The 15,697-nt window shown below is 66.0% G+C and carries 13 protein-coding genes; 7 read left to right on the top strand and 6 right to left on the bottom strand.

Translation table 11 applies throughout. From position 1 onward, the window contains the following. Positions 1 to 7 precede the first annotated feature (7 nt). A complete protein-coding gene (locus ACNFH5_RS06265) occupies positions 8 to 634 on the bottom strand; it encodes a LysE family translocator (protein ID WP_416744809.1) in 627 nt (208 codons plus the stop codon). 134 nt (positions 635 to 768) lie between these two features. Here ACNFH5_RS06265 and ACNFH5_RS06260 point away from each other — a divergent pair, with 134 nt between their 5' ends. From ACNFH5_RS06260 to prfH, 3 genes are all read left to right on the top strand, one after another. Next, a complete protein-coding gene (locus ACNFH5_RS06260) occupies positions 769 to 1,251 on the top strand; it encodes an Lrp/AsnC family transcriptional regulator (protein WP_416744808.1) in 483 nt (160 codons plus the stop codon). A 209-nt stretch (positions 1,252 to 1,460) separates the two neighbouring features. After that, entirely contained in the window at positions 1,461 to 2,597 is a 1,137-nt protein-coding gene (locus ACNFH5_RS06255; protein WP_416744807.1) for an RNA ligase RtcB family protein, read from the top strand. Next, the gene (gene prfH / locus ACNFH5_RS06250; protein WP_416744806.1) at positions 2,597 to 3,208 is read left to right on the top strand and encodes a peptide chain release factor H; all 612 of its coding nucleotides are present in this window, start codon (positions 2,597 to 2,599) and stop codon (positions 3,206 to 3,208) included. The genes ACNFH5_RS06255 and prfH overlap by 1 nt, the downstream gene beginning before the upstream one ends. A gap of 2 nt (positions 3,209 to 3,210) precedes the next feature. Here prfH and ACNFH5_RS06245 read toward each other — a convergent pair whose 3' ends face one another. Genes ACNFH5_RS06245 through ACNFH5_RS06235 form a run of 3 tightly spaced genes read right to left on the bottom strand, consistent with a single transcriptional unit; the run spans position 3,211 to position 5,554 of the window. Next, positions 3,211 to 4,128 (bottom strand): biotin-dependent carboxyltransferase family protein, encoded by a 918-nt coding sequence (locus ACNFH5_RS06245; protein ID WP_416744805.1) that lies wholly within the window; start codon positions 4,126 to 4,128, stop codon positions 3,211 to 3,213. After that, positions 4,125 to 4,802: a 5-oxoprolinase subunit PxpB gene (gene pxpB / locus ACNFH5_RS06240; RefSeq protein WP_416744804.1), complete on the bottom strand. Its 678-nt coding sequence runs from the start codon at positions 4,800 to 4,802 to the stop codon at positions 4,125 to 4,127. Before pxpB ends, ACNFH5_RS06245 begins: the two co-directional genes overlap by 4 nt. Then, entirely contained in the window at positions 4,799 to 5,554 is a 756-nt protein-coding gene (locus ACNFH5_RS06235; RefSeq protein WP_416744803.1) for a 5-oxoprolinase subunit PxpA, read from the bottom strand. The genes pxpB and ACNFH5_RS06235 overlap by 4 nt, the downstream gene beginning before the upstream one ends. 131 nt (positions 5,555 to 5,685) lie before the next feature. Between ACNFH5_RS06235 and lpxO the strand changes: the two genes are divergently transcribed. Then, entirely contained in the window at positions 5,686 to 6,585 is a 900-nt protein-coding gene (lpxO, locus tag ACNFH5_RS06230; RefSeq protein ID WP_416744963.1) for a lipid A hydroxylase LpxO, read from the top strand. 297 nt (positions 6,586 to 6,882) lie between these two features. Here lpxO and ACNFH5_RS06225 read toward each other — a convergent pair whose 3' ends face one another. Together ACNFH5_RS06225 and ACNFH5_RS06220 are read right to left on the bottom strand one after the other, a co-directional pair. Continuing rightward, positions 6,883 to 9,432, bottom strand: a complete 2,550-nt coding sequence (locus tag ACNFH5_RS06225; RefSeq protein ID WP_416744802.1) for a PepSY domain-containing protein — start codon at positions 9,430 to 9,432, stop codon at positions 6,883 to 6,885. Positions 9,433 to 9,612: 180 nt separating this feature from the next. After that, complete coding sequence (locus ACNFH5_RS06220; protein WP_416744801.1) at positions 9,613 to 11,919, bottom strand: TonB-dependent receptor; 2,307 nt, start codon at positions 11,917 to 11,919, stop codon at positions 9,613 to 9,615. 201 nt (positions 11,920 to 12,120) lie between these two features. Between ACNFH5_RS06220 and ACNFH5_RS06215 the strand changes: the two genes are divergently transcribed. The 3 genes from ACNFH5_RS06215 (at position 12,121) to ACNFH5_RS06205 (ending at position 15,502) form a co-directional block, all read left to right on the top strand. Next, positions 12,121 to 12,801 carry a Fe2+-dependent dioxygenase gene (locus ACNFH5_RS06215; protein WP_192224694.1) on the top strand — a complete coding sequence of 227 codons (681 nt, stop codon included), beginning with the start codon at positions 12,121 to 12,123 and terminating at the stop codon, positions 12,799 to 12,801. A 6-nt stretch (positions 12,802 to 12,807) separates the two neighbouring features. Then, entirely contained in the window at positions 12,808 to 13,602 is a 795-nt protein-coding gene (locus tag ACNFH5_RS06210; RefSeq protein WP_416744800.1) for a tetratricopeptide repeat protein, read from the top strand. A gap of 97 nt (positions 13,603 to 13,699) precedes the next feature. Beyond that, complete coding sequence (locus ACNFH5_RS06205; protein ID WP_416744799.1) at positions 13,700 to 15,502, top strand: phosphoethanolamine transferase CptA; 1,803 nt, start codon at positions 13,700 to 13,702, stop codon at positions 15,500 to 15,502. Positions 15,503 to 15,697: the final 195 nt, after the last annotated feature.

The following is a 15,697-nucleotide window of genomic DNA, read 5'->3' as shown; positions in this document are numbered from 1 at the left end:
TTCAGCCTTACAGATCGCGGATCAGCGCCAGACGCACACCGAACCCCAGCAGAAGCCCGCCGAAGCCCCACTGCTGCACGCGCTGCATTGTCTTGTGCCGCGCCAGCCAGCGCCCCATGCGCTCGCCGCTGACGGCGTAGAACGCGTCGAAGCCCAACCCGACCACCACCAGCACGCCACCCAGCAGCGCGAATTGCAGCGCCAGCGGGCCGTACTGCGGATGGATGAACTGCGGCAGCAGCACCGAGCAGAACAGCAGGGCCTTAGGGTTGAGCAGATTGGTCAGCAGGCCCCGGCGAAAGGCGCGCCGATAGCTGACTGTGGATAACCCGGCCGCCCCCGTTGCCACCGGCAACCCCACCGGCGCACGCAGCAGTTGCACGCCGATCCAGGCCAGGTAGAGACCGCCGCCGACGCGCACGGCGTCGAACGTCCAGGGCGCAGTGCGGAACAGCAGCGCCAGCCCGGTCGCTGCCAGAGCCACATGGCATGCGCGCGCCGCGCCCAGCCCAAGCGCGGTCGCCAATGCAGCGCGGCAGCCATCACGGGCGCCGGTGTGCAGCAGGAGAATCATGTCCGGTCCGGGCAGCAGGTAAACCATCGCCAGGGCCAGCAGGAAGACGCCGATATCCACAGGAACCACTCCGAAGAAGTCATTGCGGATAAGGATTCTATGCCTGAAGGCACAGGCAGGTGCTTGCGTAATTGACCAGCAAAAGCGCCCTAGCTGGCATATCCTGCCAATCCTGAACCGCAGAGAAGCCATTCATGCCAACTCCGAAACTGGACGCCTACGACCACCGCATCCTTGCCGCGCTACAGCGCGACGGCCGCCTGACCAACGTGCAGCTCGCCGAAGAGATCGGCCTGTCGCCCTCCCCCTGCCTGCGCCGCGTCCGCATCCTGGAAGAGGCCGGCATGATCCGCGGCTACCACGCGGAGCTGGGCCGCGACGAAGTCGGCCTGGGGCTGACGGTGTTCGTCGGGGTGAAAGTGGAGCGCCACAGCGATAGCAGCGCTGCTGCCTTTCGCCAGGCGGTGATCGACCTGCCGGAAGTCATCTCGGTACATCTGGTCAGCGGCGAGTCGGACTTCCTCCTGCAAGTTGTGCTGCCCGACCTGCGCGCCTACGAGCAGTTCCTCACTGGCACCCTGCTCAAGCTGCCGGGCGTCAGCGACATCCGCAGCAACTTCGCTATCCAGACGGTAAAGGAGTCAGCGCCGCTGCCGCTGCGGCATCTGCCGAAATAGCGGGATTGCGCGCGGGCGACCGCGCGCCTATCATTCGCCACCTTCCATCCACCGACAGCAAAGGAGAGACATCATGCAAACACTGATCACCCTTTGCAGGTCGCGTCTGGCGTAATCGCTTCCCCGCCGCCCCTCTGGCGGCATCGCATTGCCCGGCTCCGGCCTGCCCCCATCCTCTTTTTTCGTTTCATTCCTCATGGGATTGGACAATGGGCAATTGCATCCAAAATCTGTCCGACGGCATCACCCTGATCGCCGCGGACGACACCTGGATCGAAGGTAAAGCGATCCAGCAACTTGAAACCACCGCTCGCCTGCCGGGCATGCAGCGAGTCGCCGGCATGCCGGACCTGCACCCCGGGCGCGGCTACCCGATCGGCGCGGCGTTCTTCTCCACCGGCCGACTGTATCCGGCGCTGGTGGGCAACGACATTGGCTGCGGCATGGCGCTGTGGCGCACCGATATCGCCACCGCCAAGCTGAACCTGGACAAGCTGGAAAAGCGCCTGGGCAACCTCGACGGCCCCCTGGACGAAGACTGGAGCGAGCGCATCGCGAGCTTCGCTCTACCGCCCTGCGGCCACGAGCATTCGCTGGGTACCATCGGCGGCGGCAACCACTTCGCCGAGCTGCAGCAACTCGATCAGCGCTACGACGAGCAGGCCGTGGAAGCCCTCGGTCTCGACCGTCGCCACCTGCTCCTGCTGGTGCACAGCGGTTCGCGCGGCCTGGGCGAAGCCATCCTGCGCGAGCAGGTGGACCGCTTCAGCCACCAGGGCCTGGAACAAGGCAGCGACGACTGCGCGCACTACCTGGCTCGCCATGACGGCGCGCTGCGTTTCGCCGAAGCCAACCGCCAGTTGATCGCCCTGCGCATGCTCGACCGCCTGCGCGCAGACGGCGCGCAGGTGCTGGACGTGAACCACAACCTCGTCAGCCCGGCGCAGGTCGAAGGCGTCGACGGCTGGCTGCACCGCAAGGGCGCGACGCCGGCGGATCGCGGGGTGATGGTCATCCCCGGCTCGCGCGGCGACTACAGCTACCTGGTGGAACCGGTTGCGGACCCGCGCAGCCTCTTCTCCCTCGCCCACGGTGCAGGGCGCAAGTGGATGCGCAGCGAGTGCAAGGACCGTCTCTCGGCGCGCTACCGCGTCGAGCAACTGGCCCGCACCGCGCTGGGCAGCCGGGTGATCTGCGGTGATCGCGGACTGATCTACGAGGAGGCACCGGAAGCGTACAAGGCCATCGACTCGGTGGTCGGCGCGCTGCGCGAAGCGGGGTTGCTGCGGGTCCTGGCGCGACTCAAGCCGGTGCTGACCTACAAGACCCGCGGGGAGTGCTGCTGATGATTCTGCTGCAACTTTCCGCGGCCCAGGGGCCCGACGAATGTGCGCTGGCCGTGGCCAAGGCTCTGCAGCGACTGCTGCGCGAAGCCGAGGCTCTCGGCACCGAGGTGCGCGTGATCGAGGAGGAAGCCGGCCCGCGCCGGGGCACCCTGCTCTCGGTACTGCTGGCGCTCGACGGCGACTCGGCGGCAACCCTGGCCGAGGGCTGGAGCGGCACCCTGCAATGGGTCTGCGCCAGCCCCTACCGGCCCAACCACGGGCGCAAGAACTGGTACTTCGGCGGCGCGCGATTCAACGCGCCATCGGCCAGCCTCGAAGGTGAAGTGCGCTTCGAAACCTTGCGCTCCTCGGGTCCCGGCGGGCAGCACGTCAACACCACCGACTCGGCGGTGCGCGCCACCCACGTTGCCAGCGGCCTGAGCGTGAAGGTCCAGAGCGAGCGCAGCCAGCACGCCAACAAGCGCCTGGCGCTGCTGCTGATCGCCCGCAAGCTGGAGGAACGCACGAAGCAGGCGAGCAGCGAGCTGCGTGCCGAACGCCGACTGGTGCATCACCATCTGCAACGCGGCAATCCGCGCCGGGTGTTTCGTGGCGATCGCTTCGAGGGCTGAGATCAGCCGCAGAAGAAGCGCAGGAATGCGCGCAGGTCCGCCTGCGCCTGTTCCACGCTTGCCGGGACGAATCGCACTTCGCTGTGCGCCGGACATTGCGCCAGTCGGCCGATGTCCAGCGGGTGCAGCACGCCCAGCAACGGGTAGCCGCCCATGGTCTGGCGGTCGGCCAGCAGGACAATCGGCTGGCCGTCCGGCGGCACCTGGATGGCGCCCTCCAATATCCCCAACGACCATTGCCGGCGAGGCGCACTCAGCGCCTCGCCGCGCAGTCGCACACCCATGCGATCGGATTGCGGGCTGACCTGCCAACACTGCTCGAAGAAGGCCTGTCGCTGTTTCTCGCTGAAAGCATCCGGGCCGGGCAGCACACGCAGCGTCGGGGTTTCGCGGTAATCCGGTCGATACGGCCAGGGCACGCTGGCACCGCCAGCGATGCGCTCGCCGAGGGCCGCGCACTGCAGCACATCACCGGCGGTCAGCGGTTGGCCATTGCCGCCAAGCCCGCCCAGTTTTTCCCGCGTCTGAGTCGCAACGCTGTCCAGTATCGGCTCCGTGTGGAAGCCTCCGGCAGTGGCGAGATAGGCGCGCTGACCGGCTCGGGCGAAGCCCAGTTTCAGGCGTTGCCCGACTCGCACGCGAAAGCGCGACCAGCCCGGCACTGGCTCGCCATCCAGGATTGCCGGCAGCTCTGCGCCGGTCAGCGCCAGCCAGGCGTCCGCCTGCACTTCCAGCTCCACACCACCCAGCGCGATTTCCAGCAACGGCACCCCCGGCGTGTTGCCGAGCAGGCGATTGGCCCAGGCCGCCGCCTGTTTATCCACCGGGCCAGCGGGCGAAACGCCCAGGTGCTGCCAGCCTTGCCGGCCGCCATCCTGCAGCAGGCACAGCGGGCCGCAGGCAATCACCGTCAGGCTCATGGCGCACCTCCGGCCGCGCGATAAGCCGCCTCATCGATGGGCAGGAAGCGCACGAGATCGCCCACCGCCAGCGGGCAAGGCGGCTCCCGATGCGCATCGAACAAGCGCTGCGAGCTGCGCCCCAGCAGATGCCAACCACCGGGCGATGCCTGTGGATAAACCGCCGTCTGGCGCTCGGCAATCGCCAGACTGCCTGCGGGCACGTGCGTACGCGGCGTGGCCCGGCGCGGCAAAGCGAGGCGTTCGTCCAACTCGCCGAGATAGGCGAAGCCAGGAGAGAAGCCGATAGCGCCGACGCGATAGTCGCGGCCGGCATGCAGGTCGATCACCTGCGCGCAGGTGAGGCCGCAGAGACGAGCGACGTCAGCGAGGTCCTCGCCGCCATACCACACGGCGATTTCATGCAGGCGCCCGGCGTCGTTCGCCAGGGCGTCGCCGGGACTGTCCGCCAGCGCCGCCTGGACGCGGCTTTGCAGTTGCGGCAGGTCGATGCGCAGCAGGTCATAGTGCAACAGCAGCGTGGTCCAGCCCGGTACGCAATCCGTCAGTGCCGCGCCCAGCTCGGTGCGCAGGCGCTCGGTCAGCCGGGCGATGCGCAGCGGCAGCGCATCGTCAGGATGCTCCGCAAGGGTGATCAGCAGCGCCGTGGCGCCGAAGGGCTCGACGCGGATCATGCCTGGTCCAGCAGGCCACGCAGGCGCCGCAGCACCGCCAGGGATTCGGGGTTGTCGCCATGCACGCAGAGGCTATCGGCACGCAGGCGCAGCGGGTTGCCATCGATGTCCGGGAAGGCTTCGCCACGGGCGATGGCCAGGGCCTGGTCGAGGATGCGCTGCGGCTCGTGGTGCACGGCGTTGGGCAGGCGGCGTGGGGCAAGCTGGCCGTCGGGCAGGTAGGCGCGGTCGGCGAAGGCTTCGAACATCAGCGGCACGTCGGCGGCGTCAGCCAGTTGCAGCTCGCGGTTGTTGTCGGCCAGGGCCAGCACCATCAGCGGCAGGCGCTTGCGGTAGGCGGAGCAGGCATCGAGCACCGCTGCGAGCAGCGCGTCATCGCGCACCAGGTCGTTGTACAGCGCGCCGTGCGGCTTCACGTAGGCCACCTGGGTGCCGGCCGCGCGGCAGAAGGCGTCCAGCGCGCCGATCTGGTAGAGCACCAGGGCGTGGACTTCCTCGGGCGAGCAACTCATGTGGCGGCGACCGAAGCCGGCCAGGTCCGGGTAAGAAGGGTGCGCGCCGATGCTGACGCCCTGCTCCACCGCCAGGCGGACCGTGCGCTGCATGGTCAGTGGGTCACCCGCATGGTAGCCGCAGGCAAGGTTGGCCTGGTCGATCAGAGGCATGGCGTGGATATCGTCGCCCATGCGCCAGGCGCCGAAGCTTTCGCCCATGTCGCAGTTGAGCAGGATTCGCGTGCTGCGCTCGGTCATCGGTGTCGCCGTCCTTCCAGATTTCCTACAGGGTAAAGCAGCAAATGGCCTTTGGCCTTCGGAGAATACTCAGTCACGTTCAGGAGGAGTACCATTCCGCCTCTAGCCCCGTGGAAAACTCCCCCCGAATGATCAAAGCCGCCATTCTGGCCGCCTTCGGCCTGAGCATCGTTTATGTCCACCTGCGTGGGCGGGTGCGCCACAAGTTCACACGTCAGTTGAGCGACCACTCCAGCTTCCTGGCGCCGATCAACTGCCTGATGTACCTGTTCTCCAGGGTACCGAGCCGCCCCTACCTGGCGACCGACGAATTCCCCGAGATGCGCCTGCTCAGCGAGAACTGGGAGACCATCCGCAGCGAAGCCCTGCACCTGCGCGACGCCGGCAGCATCAAGCGCTCCGACCAGCTCAACGACGTGGGCTTCAACTCATTCTTCAAGACCGGCTGGAAGCGCTTCTACCTGAAATGGTACGACGACAGCCATCCGTCCGCCGACGCCCTGTGCCCGAAGACCACCGAGCTGCTGCGGCAGATTCCGTCGGTAAAGGCCGCGATGTTTGCCGAACTGCCACCGGGCTCGCGCCTGGTGCGCCATCGCGACCCCTACGCCGGTTCGCTGCGCTACCACCTGGGCCTGCTGACGCCGAACGATCCGGGCTGCTTCATCGAGGTGGACGGCGAGCGCTACCACTGGCGCGACGGCGAGGCGGTGGTGTTCGACGAGACCTACATCCACTACGCCGAGAACACCACGGACCATGACCGGGTGATTCTCTTCTGCGACATCGAACGACCGCTGAAATACGGCTGGGTGACGGCGTTCAATCGCTGGTTCAGCCGCAACGTGATGGCCGCGGCCGCATCTCCCAACGACGCGGGCGATAAAACCGGCGGCATCAACCGCGCCTTCGCCTCGCTGTACAAGATCCGCCTGCAGGGCAAGGCGCTGAAGAAGCGCAACCGCAAGCTGTACTACCTGCAGAAGTGGGGCTTCTTCGCGGCGGTGCTGGCACTGTTCCTGTGGATATGAATCGCAGGGTTTAAGCACGCCGATATCAAAAAGGCCTCCGCATTCGCGGGGGCCTTTTTGTTTGTGGGGCTCGGAAAAGGATTACCAGCGTCTCCCGGTAGGAGCGAGCTTGCTCGCGAACCAGCCCAGCGCTGGAGCCGCCAGTGAATCCGTTCGCGAGCAAGCTCGCTCCTACGACAAGCAATGCGCGCGGCCGCGTAAGGCATACAACTGTTCACGGTTGTACGCCGTCGCACCGGTTGCACGGCGCATAACGTCGAACGTTATGCACCCTACGACTTGGCTCGGCGCTCTCGTTCAATACACGTCGCGTCGGTAGCGCCCACTCTCCAGCAACGCTTCGACCTCGGCATCACCTAGCATCTCGCGCAGGGCGTGGTCGACGCCCTCGGCCATGCCCTGCAGGCTACCGCAGACGTAGATCGCCGCACCCTCATCGAGCCACTGGGCGAGGACTTCGCCACTGGCGCGCAGGCGGTCCTGCACGTAGACCTTCTCGGCCTGGTCGCGGGAGAAAGCGACGTCCAGGCGTTGCAGTTCGCCGCACGCCAGCATGCCTTCGAGTTCTTCACGACAGTAGAAGTCGTGGGCGATGTTGCGCTCGCCGAACAGCAGCCAATTGCGCGAGCGGCCTTCGGCGACGCTTGCCTGCAACAGTGCGCGCAGGCCGGCGATGCCGGTGCCATTGCCGATCAGGATCAGCGGGCGGTCATCCTCGCTCAGGTGGAAGCTGCGGTTACGGCGCAGACGCAGCAACAGGCTGCCGCCCTCAGGCAGGTACTCGGTCAGCCAGCCGGAACAGATGCCCAGCGAGCCGTCGGCGTGCTGCTCCTGGCGGACAATCAGTTCCAGGGCGCCTGCGCTGCGCAGCGAGGCGATGGAGTACTGGCGCACCGAGAGCTTGACCAGCGCGTCGTAGACCGCCTGGCCATGCTGGCCAACCAGGTGTTCGAGGTTGCCCGGCAGCAGGCATCCGGCCAGGGCGTCCTGCAGCGGCATGGCCAGGCCATCCACTTGCACCTTGGCGGCGCCGTCGAGGCCGAGGCGTTCGAGCCAACGGCGGACGAGAAAGTCCGGCTGGCGCGGGACGATTTCCACCAGATCGCCAGCGGCCCAGTCGATCTGCGAATCGTGCGGCGCAGCGAGACGCAGCAGCCAGGTGGATTCGCCCTGGCTGCCAGGGTTCAGGTGCTCACGGCCACTCAGCGTCCAGACCTCGAAGGCCGGCGCGTTGAAGGCCACTTGCGGCGCGGCGCCGGAGAGCTCGGCCAGGCGTACCTGCCAGTCATGCAGCGCGGCAGCATCGCCGTTATCCACTTCCACGCCGTCGAACAACGGGCGCGCGCCCTGCCCCTGCAGCCAGCCCTGCATGCGCCGGGCGAAGCCGCAAAAGTGCTCATACTGGCGATCGCCCAGGGCCAGCACGGCGAAGCGCAGGTCGTTGAGGCCAAGGGTCTGGCCGAGCACCTGGCGCTCGAAACCACGGGCGCTATCCGGCGCCTCGCCTTCGCCGAAAGTGCTGACCACAAACAGCGCGTTGCGGGTCTGCTCCAGTTGCACGCGGTCCAGCTTGCCCAGCGGTTCGACGCGCACCGGCAGGCCGGCAGCCTGCAATTGGCCGGCACTCTGCCAGGCCAGTTGCTCGGCGAAGCCGCTCTGGCTGGCGTAGCCCACCAGCCAGGAATCGGCGCCACCGGCGTTCTTGTCCAACTCGCCGCGGGCGGCCAGCGCTGCGCGCTTCTTGCGGCGGCGATCAAGGTAGAGCAGCCAGCCGGTGATGAAGAACAGCGGCATGGTCAGGCTGGCGACCATCATCAGGATGCGCCCGGTGAGGCCGAAATAGCTGCCGACGTGCAGGGCGTAGACGCTGGTGAGCAGTTGCTTGCCGAAGCGGCTGTCGTTATAGCGGCGGTCCTTGAGCAGCTTGCCGCTGGCCGGGTCGATGGTCATCTCGTTGAAGGCACGCTCGTGGGCAGCGTCATCGAGAAGGTAGAAGACCGTGGCCGGCTGGCCCTTCACCGGCGGCAGGCGCAGGTTGTAGGCAGTCATGGCGGAGCCGCCAGTCTGCTGGATGGTGTTCCAGATGGCGGTGGCATCGACTACCGGCGGTGGGCCCTGGGGCGCCGGGCCGCGCTTGCCGCCACCGCGCTGGCCGCCCTTGGCCTGGCCGGCGGGAGCGTCGTCGAGCAGCTTGAACAGGCCGTTGCGGTACCACTCGTAGGACCAGTACAGGCCGGTCAGCGAGGCCAGGAGGTAGAACACCAGGCACCAGGTGCCGGCCACGGCATGCAGGTCCCAGTTGAAGGCGCGGCCCTTCTTGCGCCAGTCGAACGTCAGCCAGGTGCGCCAGTTCAGCGCCTTGCGCGGCCAGCGCAGGTACAACCCGGAAAGGCAGAAGAAGACCAGGATCAGGGTGCAGGCGGCAGTGATCCGCTGGCCGACTTCGCCGGCGGCGAGGAAGCGGTGCAGCTGCATGATGAACATGAAGGCGCCCTCGCCCACTGGCGCGGGCAGGGCATCTGCGGTGTAGGGGTCCACATACAGGGATTCGCCACGGCGCTGGCCCGGTGGCGGGGTGAAGAAGATGCGTGCGGACTCCACGCCCTCGGTCTTGAGCCAGAGGAAGGAGACCTTCTTGCCCGGCTCGGCGCTCTCCACCCGGCGGATCAGTTCGTCCATCGGCAGCACGGCTTCGGCGCGCTTTTCCACCACCAGGCTCTCGGGGTTGATGGCGCGCAGGATTTCATCCTGGAATGACAGCATCGCCCCGGTGATGCCCATCAGCGCCAGCACGAGACCCGCGCTGATACCGAACAGCCAATGCAACTGGAAAAGGACTTTCTTCAACACCGCGGCTTCACCTTCGGACACCCATCACGCAGGGCGGGCATTTTAATGAGAATGGCTCGCAAACGCAGCCGATTTAACAATCTTTACCCTGGCCTTACCTTTGCCGGAGAGGCCCGGACAAAGAAAAGCCCCGGCCGAGGAGCGTCGGCCGGGGCAGGTCGCCGGAAGTGCGCGGCCCTAGAAGTGGAAGTTGGTGGACAACAGCACGGTGCGACCGGCCGCCTGCGACGCGTAGTGCGAGGCGTAGGCCTTGTCGAAGTACTTCTTGTCGAAGACGTTCTGCACGTTGAGCTGGAAGTCGACGTTCTTGCTCAGCTTGTAGGCGGCCATCGCGTCATAGCGCCAGTAGTCCGGGACGTACATGGTGTTGGCCACATCGCCGTAGACCTTGTCGACGTAGAAGGTGCCGCCGCCGATGGTGGCGTTGGGCAGTACGTCGTAGGTGGTCCACAGGCTGAAGCTGTTTTCCGGGGTGTTGGGCATCTGGTTGCCGTCGTTGGACGGTGCGGTGGCGTTCACCGTGCCGCTGCGGCCGGCCTTGCCTGCCTTGACCAGTTCGCTGTCGAGGTAGCTGTAGCCGGCAAAGACCTTCCACTTGTCTGTGATCTTGCCGCTGGCGGACAGCTCGATGCCGTCGACGCGGGACTGGCCGGCGTTGTCGTAGGTCTGGTTGGAGACCAGTACGCGAGCGTTGTCCTTGTCGGTGCGGAAGATCGCCGCGGTCAGCTCCAGGCGCTCGTCGAGGAAGTTCCACTTGGTACCGATTTCGTAGTTGGTGGTTTCTTCGGGCTCCAGGTTGTTCTTCACCGCGAAGGTGTCCACGGCGTTGCCGGTGTCACCGTTGTCCAGCATCGAGCCAGGCGGGGTCGCGGAGGTGGCGTAGGAGGCGTAGATGCTGCCATTGGGCGCCGGTTTGTAGACCACGCCGGCCTGCCAGTTCCAGAAGCTGGAGCTGTCCTCGAACTTGGTGGTCGGGCTCACGCCATGGTTCTTCGCGGTGGTCTCGAAGCTGTCGAAACGCGCGCCGACGTTGACCTGCCATTGCTCGTTCAGGTCGATGGTGTCGAAGCCGTAGATCGCCTTGGTGGTGGCGACGGTGTTCAGCGGCTTGTAGTTGCGAACGATGCTGCCGGTCCACGGATCGTGCGGGTTCGGGTTTTCCAGGCTGGTGCAGTTGTAGCCGCTGGGCGCGCCGACGATGGCCGGGCGGCACTTGTTGGCGCCGGCGCTGGAGCCGGTGTTGGTGTTCACCGTGTAGCCATCGCGCTTGCTGTCTTCGCGGGTGAATTCCAGGCCGGTGGTGAAGCTGTTCTTGAAGCCGGCCAGGTAGAACTCGCCGAACAGGTCGGTCTGGTTGGTCGCGGTGGTGGTGGTGCTGATGCGGTTGTTGTTGCGGCGCCAGACGGTCCCGTTGTTGATGTTGCCCTGGCTGTCGTCGGGCTGGGTCCAGATGTAGTCCTGGTGCGCGGTGCCGTAGCGCGTGGTATTGCGCAGGCTCAGGGCATCGTTGAAGTCGTGCTCGAAGGTGATGGTGCTGGTGTCGATGCGGCTCTTCTGGAAGTCGCGATCCTCGAGGCCGTAGTAGTTGTCGCGGTCGACGTTCACCGGCTTGTCGGGGTTGTGCTTGCTGCGGTCGGCGCTCTTGGCGTACGGGATGCCGGAATCCGGGGTGTCGTCGCTTTCCAGGTGGTAGTGGCTGACGGTGACGCGGGTCGGGCCGTTGAGGCCGAAGGTCAGGGACGGCGCGATACCCCAGCGGCTGGCGTCCACCGCCTGGCGACCGGCGACGTTCTGGTCGTGGGTCATCAGGTTCAGGCGGAACGCGGCATTGCCGTCGAGGAACTCCTGGTTGGTGTCGAGGGTGTAGCGACGGGTCTGATCCGAGCCGTAGGTGAAGCTGCCGTCGGTGAAGTTGCCGGCCTTGGCCTGCTTGCTGATCAGGTTCAGGCTGCCACCGGCCGAGCCGCGACCACCGAAGGCCGAGTTCGGGCCCTTGCTGACTTCGATCTGCTCGAGGTTGAAGACTTCGCGCGATTGCGCGCCGGTGTCGCGCACGCCGTCGACGTAAGTGTCGCTCTGCGCGTCGAAGCCACGGATGAACGGACGGTCACCCGTCGGGTTGCCACCTTCGCCGGCGCCGAAGGTGATGCCCGGCACGGTGCGCAGGGCGTCCTGCAGGGTCAGCGCGCCGGTGTCCTTGATTACCTGCTGCGGCACCACGGTCACCGAACGCGGCGTATCCAGCAACGGCGCGGTGTACTTCTTCGACGCGGACTTCTCGACGTTGTAGGTGGTCGGGTCCTGCTGCTGGGTGCCAACCACAGTGTCGGCATCCAGGGACAGCACGTCCTGGCCGGACTTCTTCGGCGAAGCTTCGGCGGCGTGGGCCAGATGAGTACCGGACATGGCGGTGATCGCCACGCCGACAGCGCTGACTAGAAGGCGCGGCTTGCTGCCGGCGAACTCGGTGGATTGACGCGACATCGAAACTCCCTCCCCAGGGGCTCATGAAGGCCGCGCAATCTATTGCAAATAAGAATTTGTATCAATTCACATTCATTACCATACGCAGATGATTTACAACTTTTACACTTTCTCCCTGTCGGAAGTAGGGGTATGGCGGTTGTATCGATCTGTTGCAAATCATTATCATTGGCAAATTATCGAACCTGATGGAACCGGCCCATGCTGCTGCACATTCCTGGCGTCTTCACCCGCGATGAGGTGACGCGCATCCGCGCCGCCCTGGAACAGGCCGAATGGGCCGACGGCAAGGTCACCGCCGGTTACCAGTCGTCCCGCGCCAAGCACAACCTGCAACTGCCGCAGGACCACCCGCTGGCCCGCGAAATCGGCGAGGCCATGCTGCAGCGCCTATGGAGCAACCCGCTGTTCCAGTCGGCGGCCCTCCCGAGCAAGGTCTTCCCGCCGCTGTTCAACTGCTACACCGGCGGCGGCTCGTTCGACTTCCACATCGACAATGCCGTGCGCGACACCCAGGGCGGCCGCGAACGGGTGCGCACCGACGTGTCCTCGACGCTGTTCTTCAGCGACCCCGAGGACTACGACGGCGGCGAACTGGTGATCCAGGACACCTACGGCACCCAGCAGGTGAAGTTGCCGGCCGGCGATCTGGTCCTCTACCCCGCCACCAGCCTGCACAAGGTCAACCCGGTGACCCGCGGCGCGCGTATCGCCTCGTTCTTCTGGACCCAGAGTCTGGTGCGCGAGGACAGCCAGCGCGCCCTGCTGTTCCAGATGGACCAGTCGATCCAGGCACTGACCCGCGACGTGCCGGACCACCCGGCGCTGATCGAGCTGACCGGCACCTACCACAACCTGCTGCGCCGCTGGGTGGACGTTTGACCCGCCATGAGTTTCGTCCTGCGTCGCACTGAAGAAATCAACGTCGAAGACCTCACCGGCCAACTCGCCGACGATCCGCGGCAGACCGCCCGGCTGATCCTGGCCGGCGCTCGTGAAGGGGACGTCGAGGCCCAGGCGCTGCTCGGGCAGATCCTTCTCGACGGCCATGGCATCGAACAGGACGTCGGCCTCGCCCTGACCTGGTTCGGCATCGCCGCCGAGCGCGGCCACGCCATGGCGCGCAACATGCTCGGGCGCTGCCTGGAGCACGGCTGGGGCTGCGAAAAGGACGAGGCCGGCGCCGCCCGCCATTACGCGATCGCTGCGCAGCAGAAGCTCGACTGGGCCATGTACAACCTCGCCAACCTGCTCTCCACCGGCCGCGGCGTGGTGCGCGACGACGCCCGCGCGCTGGCGCTGTACCAGAGCGCGGCGGCGTTGGGGCATGCCAAGTCGATGAACCTGGTCGGGCGCTTCCACGAAGAAGGCCTGGTGGTCCCGCGCGACCTGGATACAGCCCATCAGTGGTACCGCCGGTCGGCCGAGGCCGGTGACTTCCGTGGCCAGTTCAGCCACGCCTCGGTGCTCGCCGAGCGCGGCGACCTGCCGGCCGCGCGCATCTGGCTGGAACGGGCGCTGGAAGGCGGCAACCTCAACTTCCTGCGCGTGGCCCGCCAGCAGCTCGCCGCCTCCATGCCGCCGAGCCTGCGCGAGCTGACCCTGGCCTACTTCCAGCGCGCCGCCGAACTGGGCGACGAGTCGGACCTGCGTCACCTCGCTGAGCAGATGGGCGTCGCCTGACGCCCCTTGACGTAATTTTCACGCCCGCCCTGCTAGCTTTGCCGGCTAACCTGGTTGCCGGAGCGTTCGGCAGCCGCCTGGCAACGACGAGGCGCAAGTGTCGAACACCACATCCCCCGTAGCGCGCAAACGCGTGGACTGGGCCGCCCTGGGCTGGCTCCTGCTGTTCTTCTGGTACTTCTCCGGCGTTACCCAGGCGCTGATCCTGTTCAGCGGCACCACCGGCTTCGCCGGCTTCCGTGACGCCTTCTTCCTCAGCAGCCTGTGGCTCGCACCGCCGCTGCTGCTGCCGCGCTTCACCAAGGGCATCGCCGCACTCATCGGGCTGGTGCTCTGGGGGGCCTCGCTGGTGGGCCTGAGCTACTTCGGCATCTACAAGCAGGAGTTCTCGCAGAGCGTCATCTTCGTGATGTTCGAGTCGAACACCGCCGAAGCCGGCGAGTACTTCAGCCAGTACTTCAGCCTCTGGCTGTGCCTGGCATTGCTGGCCTACACCGTGGTCGCCGTGGTGCTGTGGAAGCGCATCCGCCCGATCAGCATGCCTGCCTATGCCCGCGTGCCGCTGGCCGTGCTGCTGGTCGTGCTGAACCTGTTCTACCCCTTCTACAAGCAGATGGTCACCCAGGAACGCACCTTCGCCCAGGCGGTGGAAAAGGTGCAGTCGCGCATGGAGCCGGCGGTACCCTGGCAGTTGGTGGTCGGCTACGTCCAGTACCGCCAGCAGCTGGACAACATGCAGAAGCTGCTGCAGCAGAACGCTTCGCTGCCGCCCTTGCAGAACCTCAAGGACAGCAGCGGTAACGAGCCGCGCACCCTGGTCCTGGTGCTGGGCGAATCCACCACCCGCCAGCACATGCACCTGTACGGCTACGGCCGCGACACCACGCCGAACCTCGACGCCCTTGCCGCCAGCGGCCAGGGCCTGACCGTGTTCCAGAACGTGGTTGCGCCGCGCCCGTACACCATCGAGGTGATGCAGCAGATCCTCACCTTCGGCGATGAGCAGAACCCGGACCGGTTCCTCACCGATCCGTCGCTGATCAACCTGATGAAACAGGCGGGCTACAAGACCTTCTGGATCACCAACCAGCAGACGATGACCAAGCGCAACACCATGCTCACCACCTTCTCCCAGCAGACGGACGAGCAGGCGTACCTGAACAACCAGCGCAATCAGAACGCCAGCCAGTACGACGGCGTGGTGCTGGACCCGTTCGAGAAGGCCCTGAAGGACCCGGCGCAGAAGAAGTTCATCGTGATCCACCTGCTGGGCACGCACATGGACTACCGCTATCGCTACCCGGACGAGTTCGCCTACTTCAAGGACCGCCAGGGCGTTCCTTCGGCGCTGTCGGATGACCAGGTGGAAACCTACAACTTCTACGACAACGCGGTTCGCTACAACGACTTCGTGGTGTCGAGCCTGATCAAGCGCTACTCGGCAGCCAACGCCAACGGCTTCATGCTCTACCTCTCCGACCATGGCGAAGAGGTCTACAGCTCGGGCAACCACGACCGCCTGGGCCGCAACGAGATGGACCCTACCCGGCCCATGTACACCATTCCGTTCATGGTCTGGACCTCGCCCAGCTGGCAGGCCGAGCACCCCCGCGACCTGCAGGCGGTGGCCAACCGCTCGTACAGCAGTTCGCACCTGATCCACACCCTGTCGGACCTCGCCGGCCTGAGCTACGACCGTTACGAACCGGCCAAGAGCCTGGTGAACCAGCAGTTCGCCGCCGCCCCGCGCTGGATCGGCGACCCGTACCGCAAGGACGGTCTGCACGAGTTCGACAAGCTGCCGATGGACCAGGCTGCACCGCAGCAGGACATCGCCACCGAGAGCAAGGCGCCGACCACCGCGCAGGCACCGGCGAAGGCGCAACCCAACGAGGGTTGAGCCGTTGCCGATGCCATGAAAAACGCCCCGCACTGCGGGGCGTTTTTCATTCGGCAGACGAGAGTGCGCAGGCTCTTTGTAGGAGCGAGCTTGCTCGCGAGCCGCCCATCGCAGCGGGACCAGAGCGTTCGCGAGCAAGCTCGCTCCTACAGGTGGCGTGCAGCTTTGCTTTTCTTCCTGGGCGCAGGATTTCGC

It is taken from the genome of Pseudomonas sp. NY15435 (assembly GCF_048068295.1).
Lineage (GTDB): Bacteria > Pseudomonadota > Gammaproteobacteria > Pseudomonadales > Pseudomonadaceae > Pseudomonas.
The sequence above is the reverse complement of the archived record's forward strand: the minus strand, read 5'-3'. Positions and strand labels throughout refer to the sequence as shown.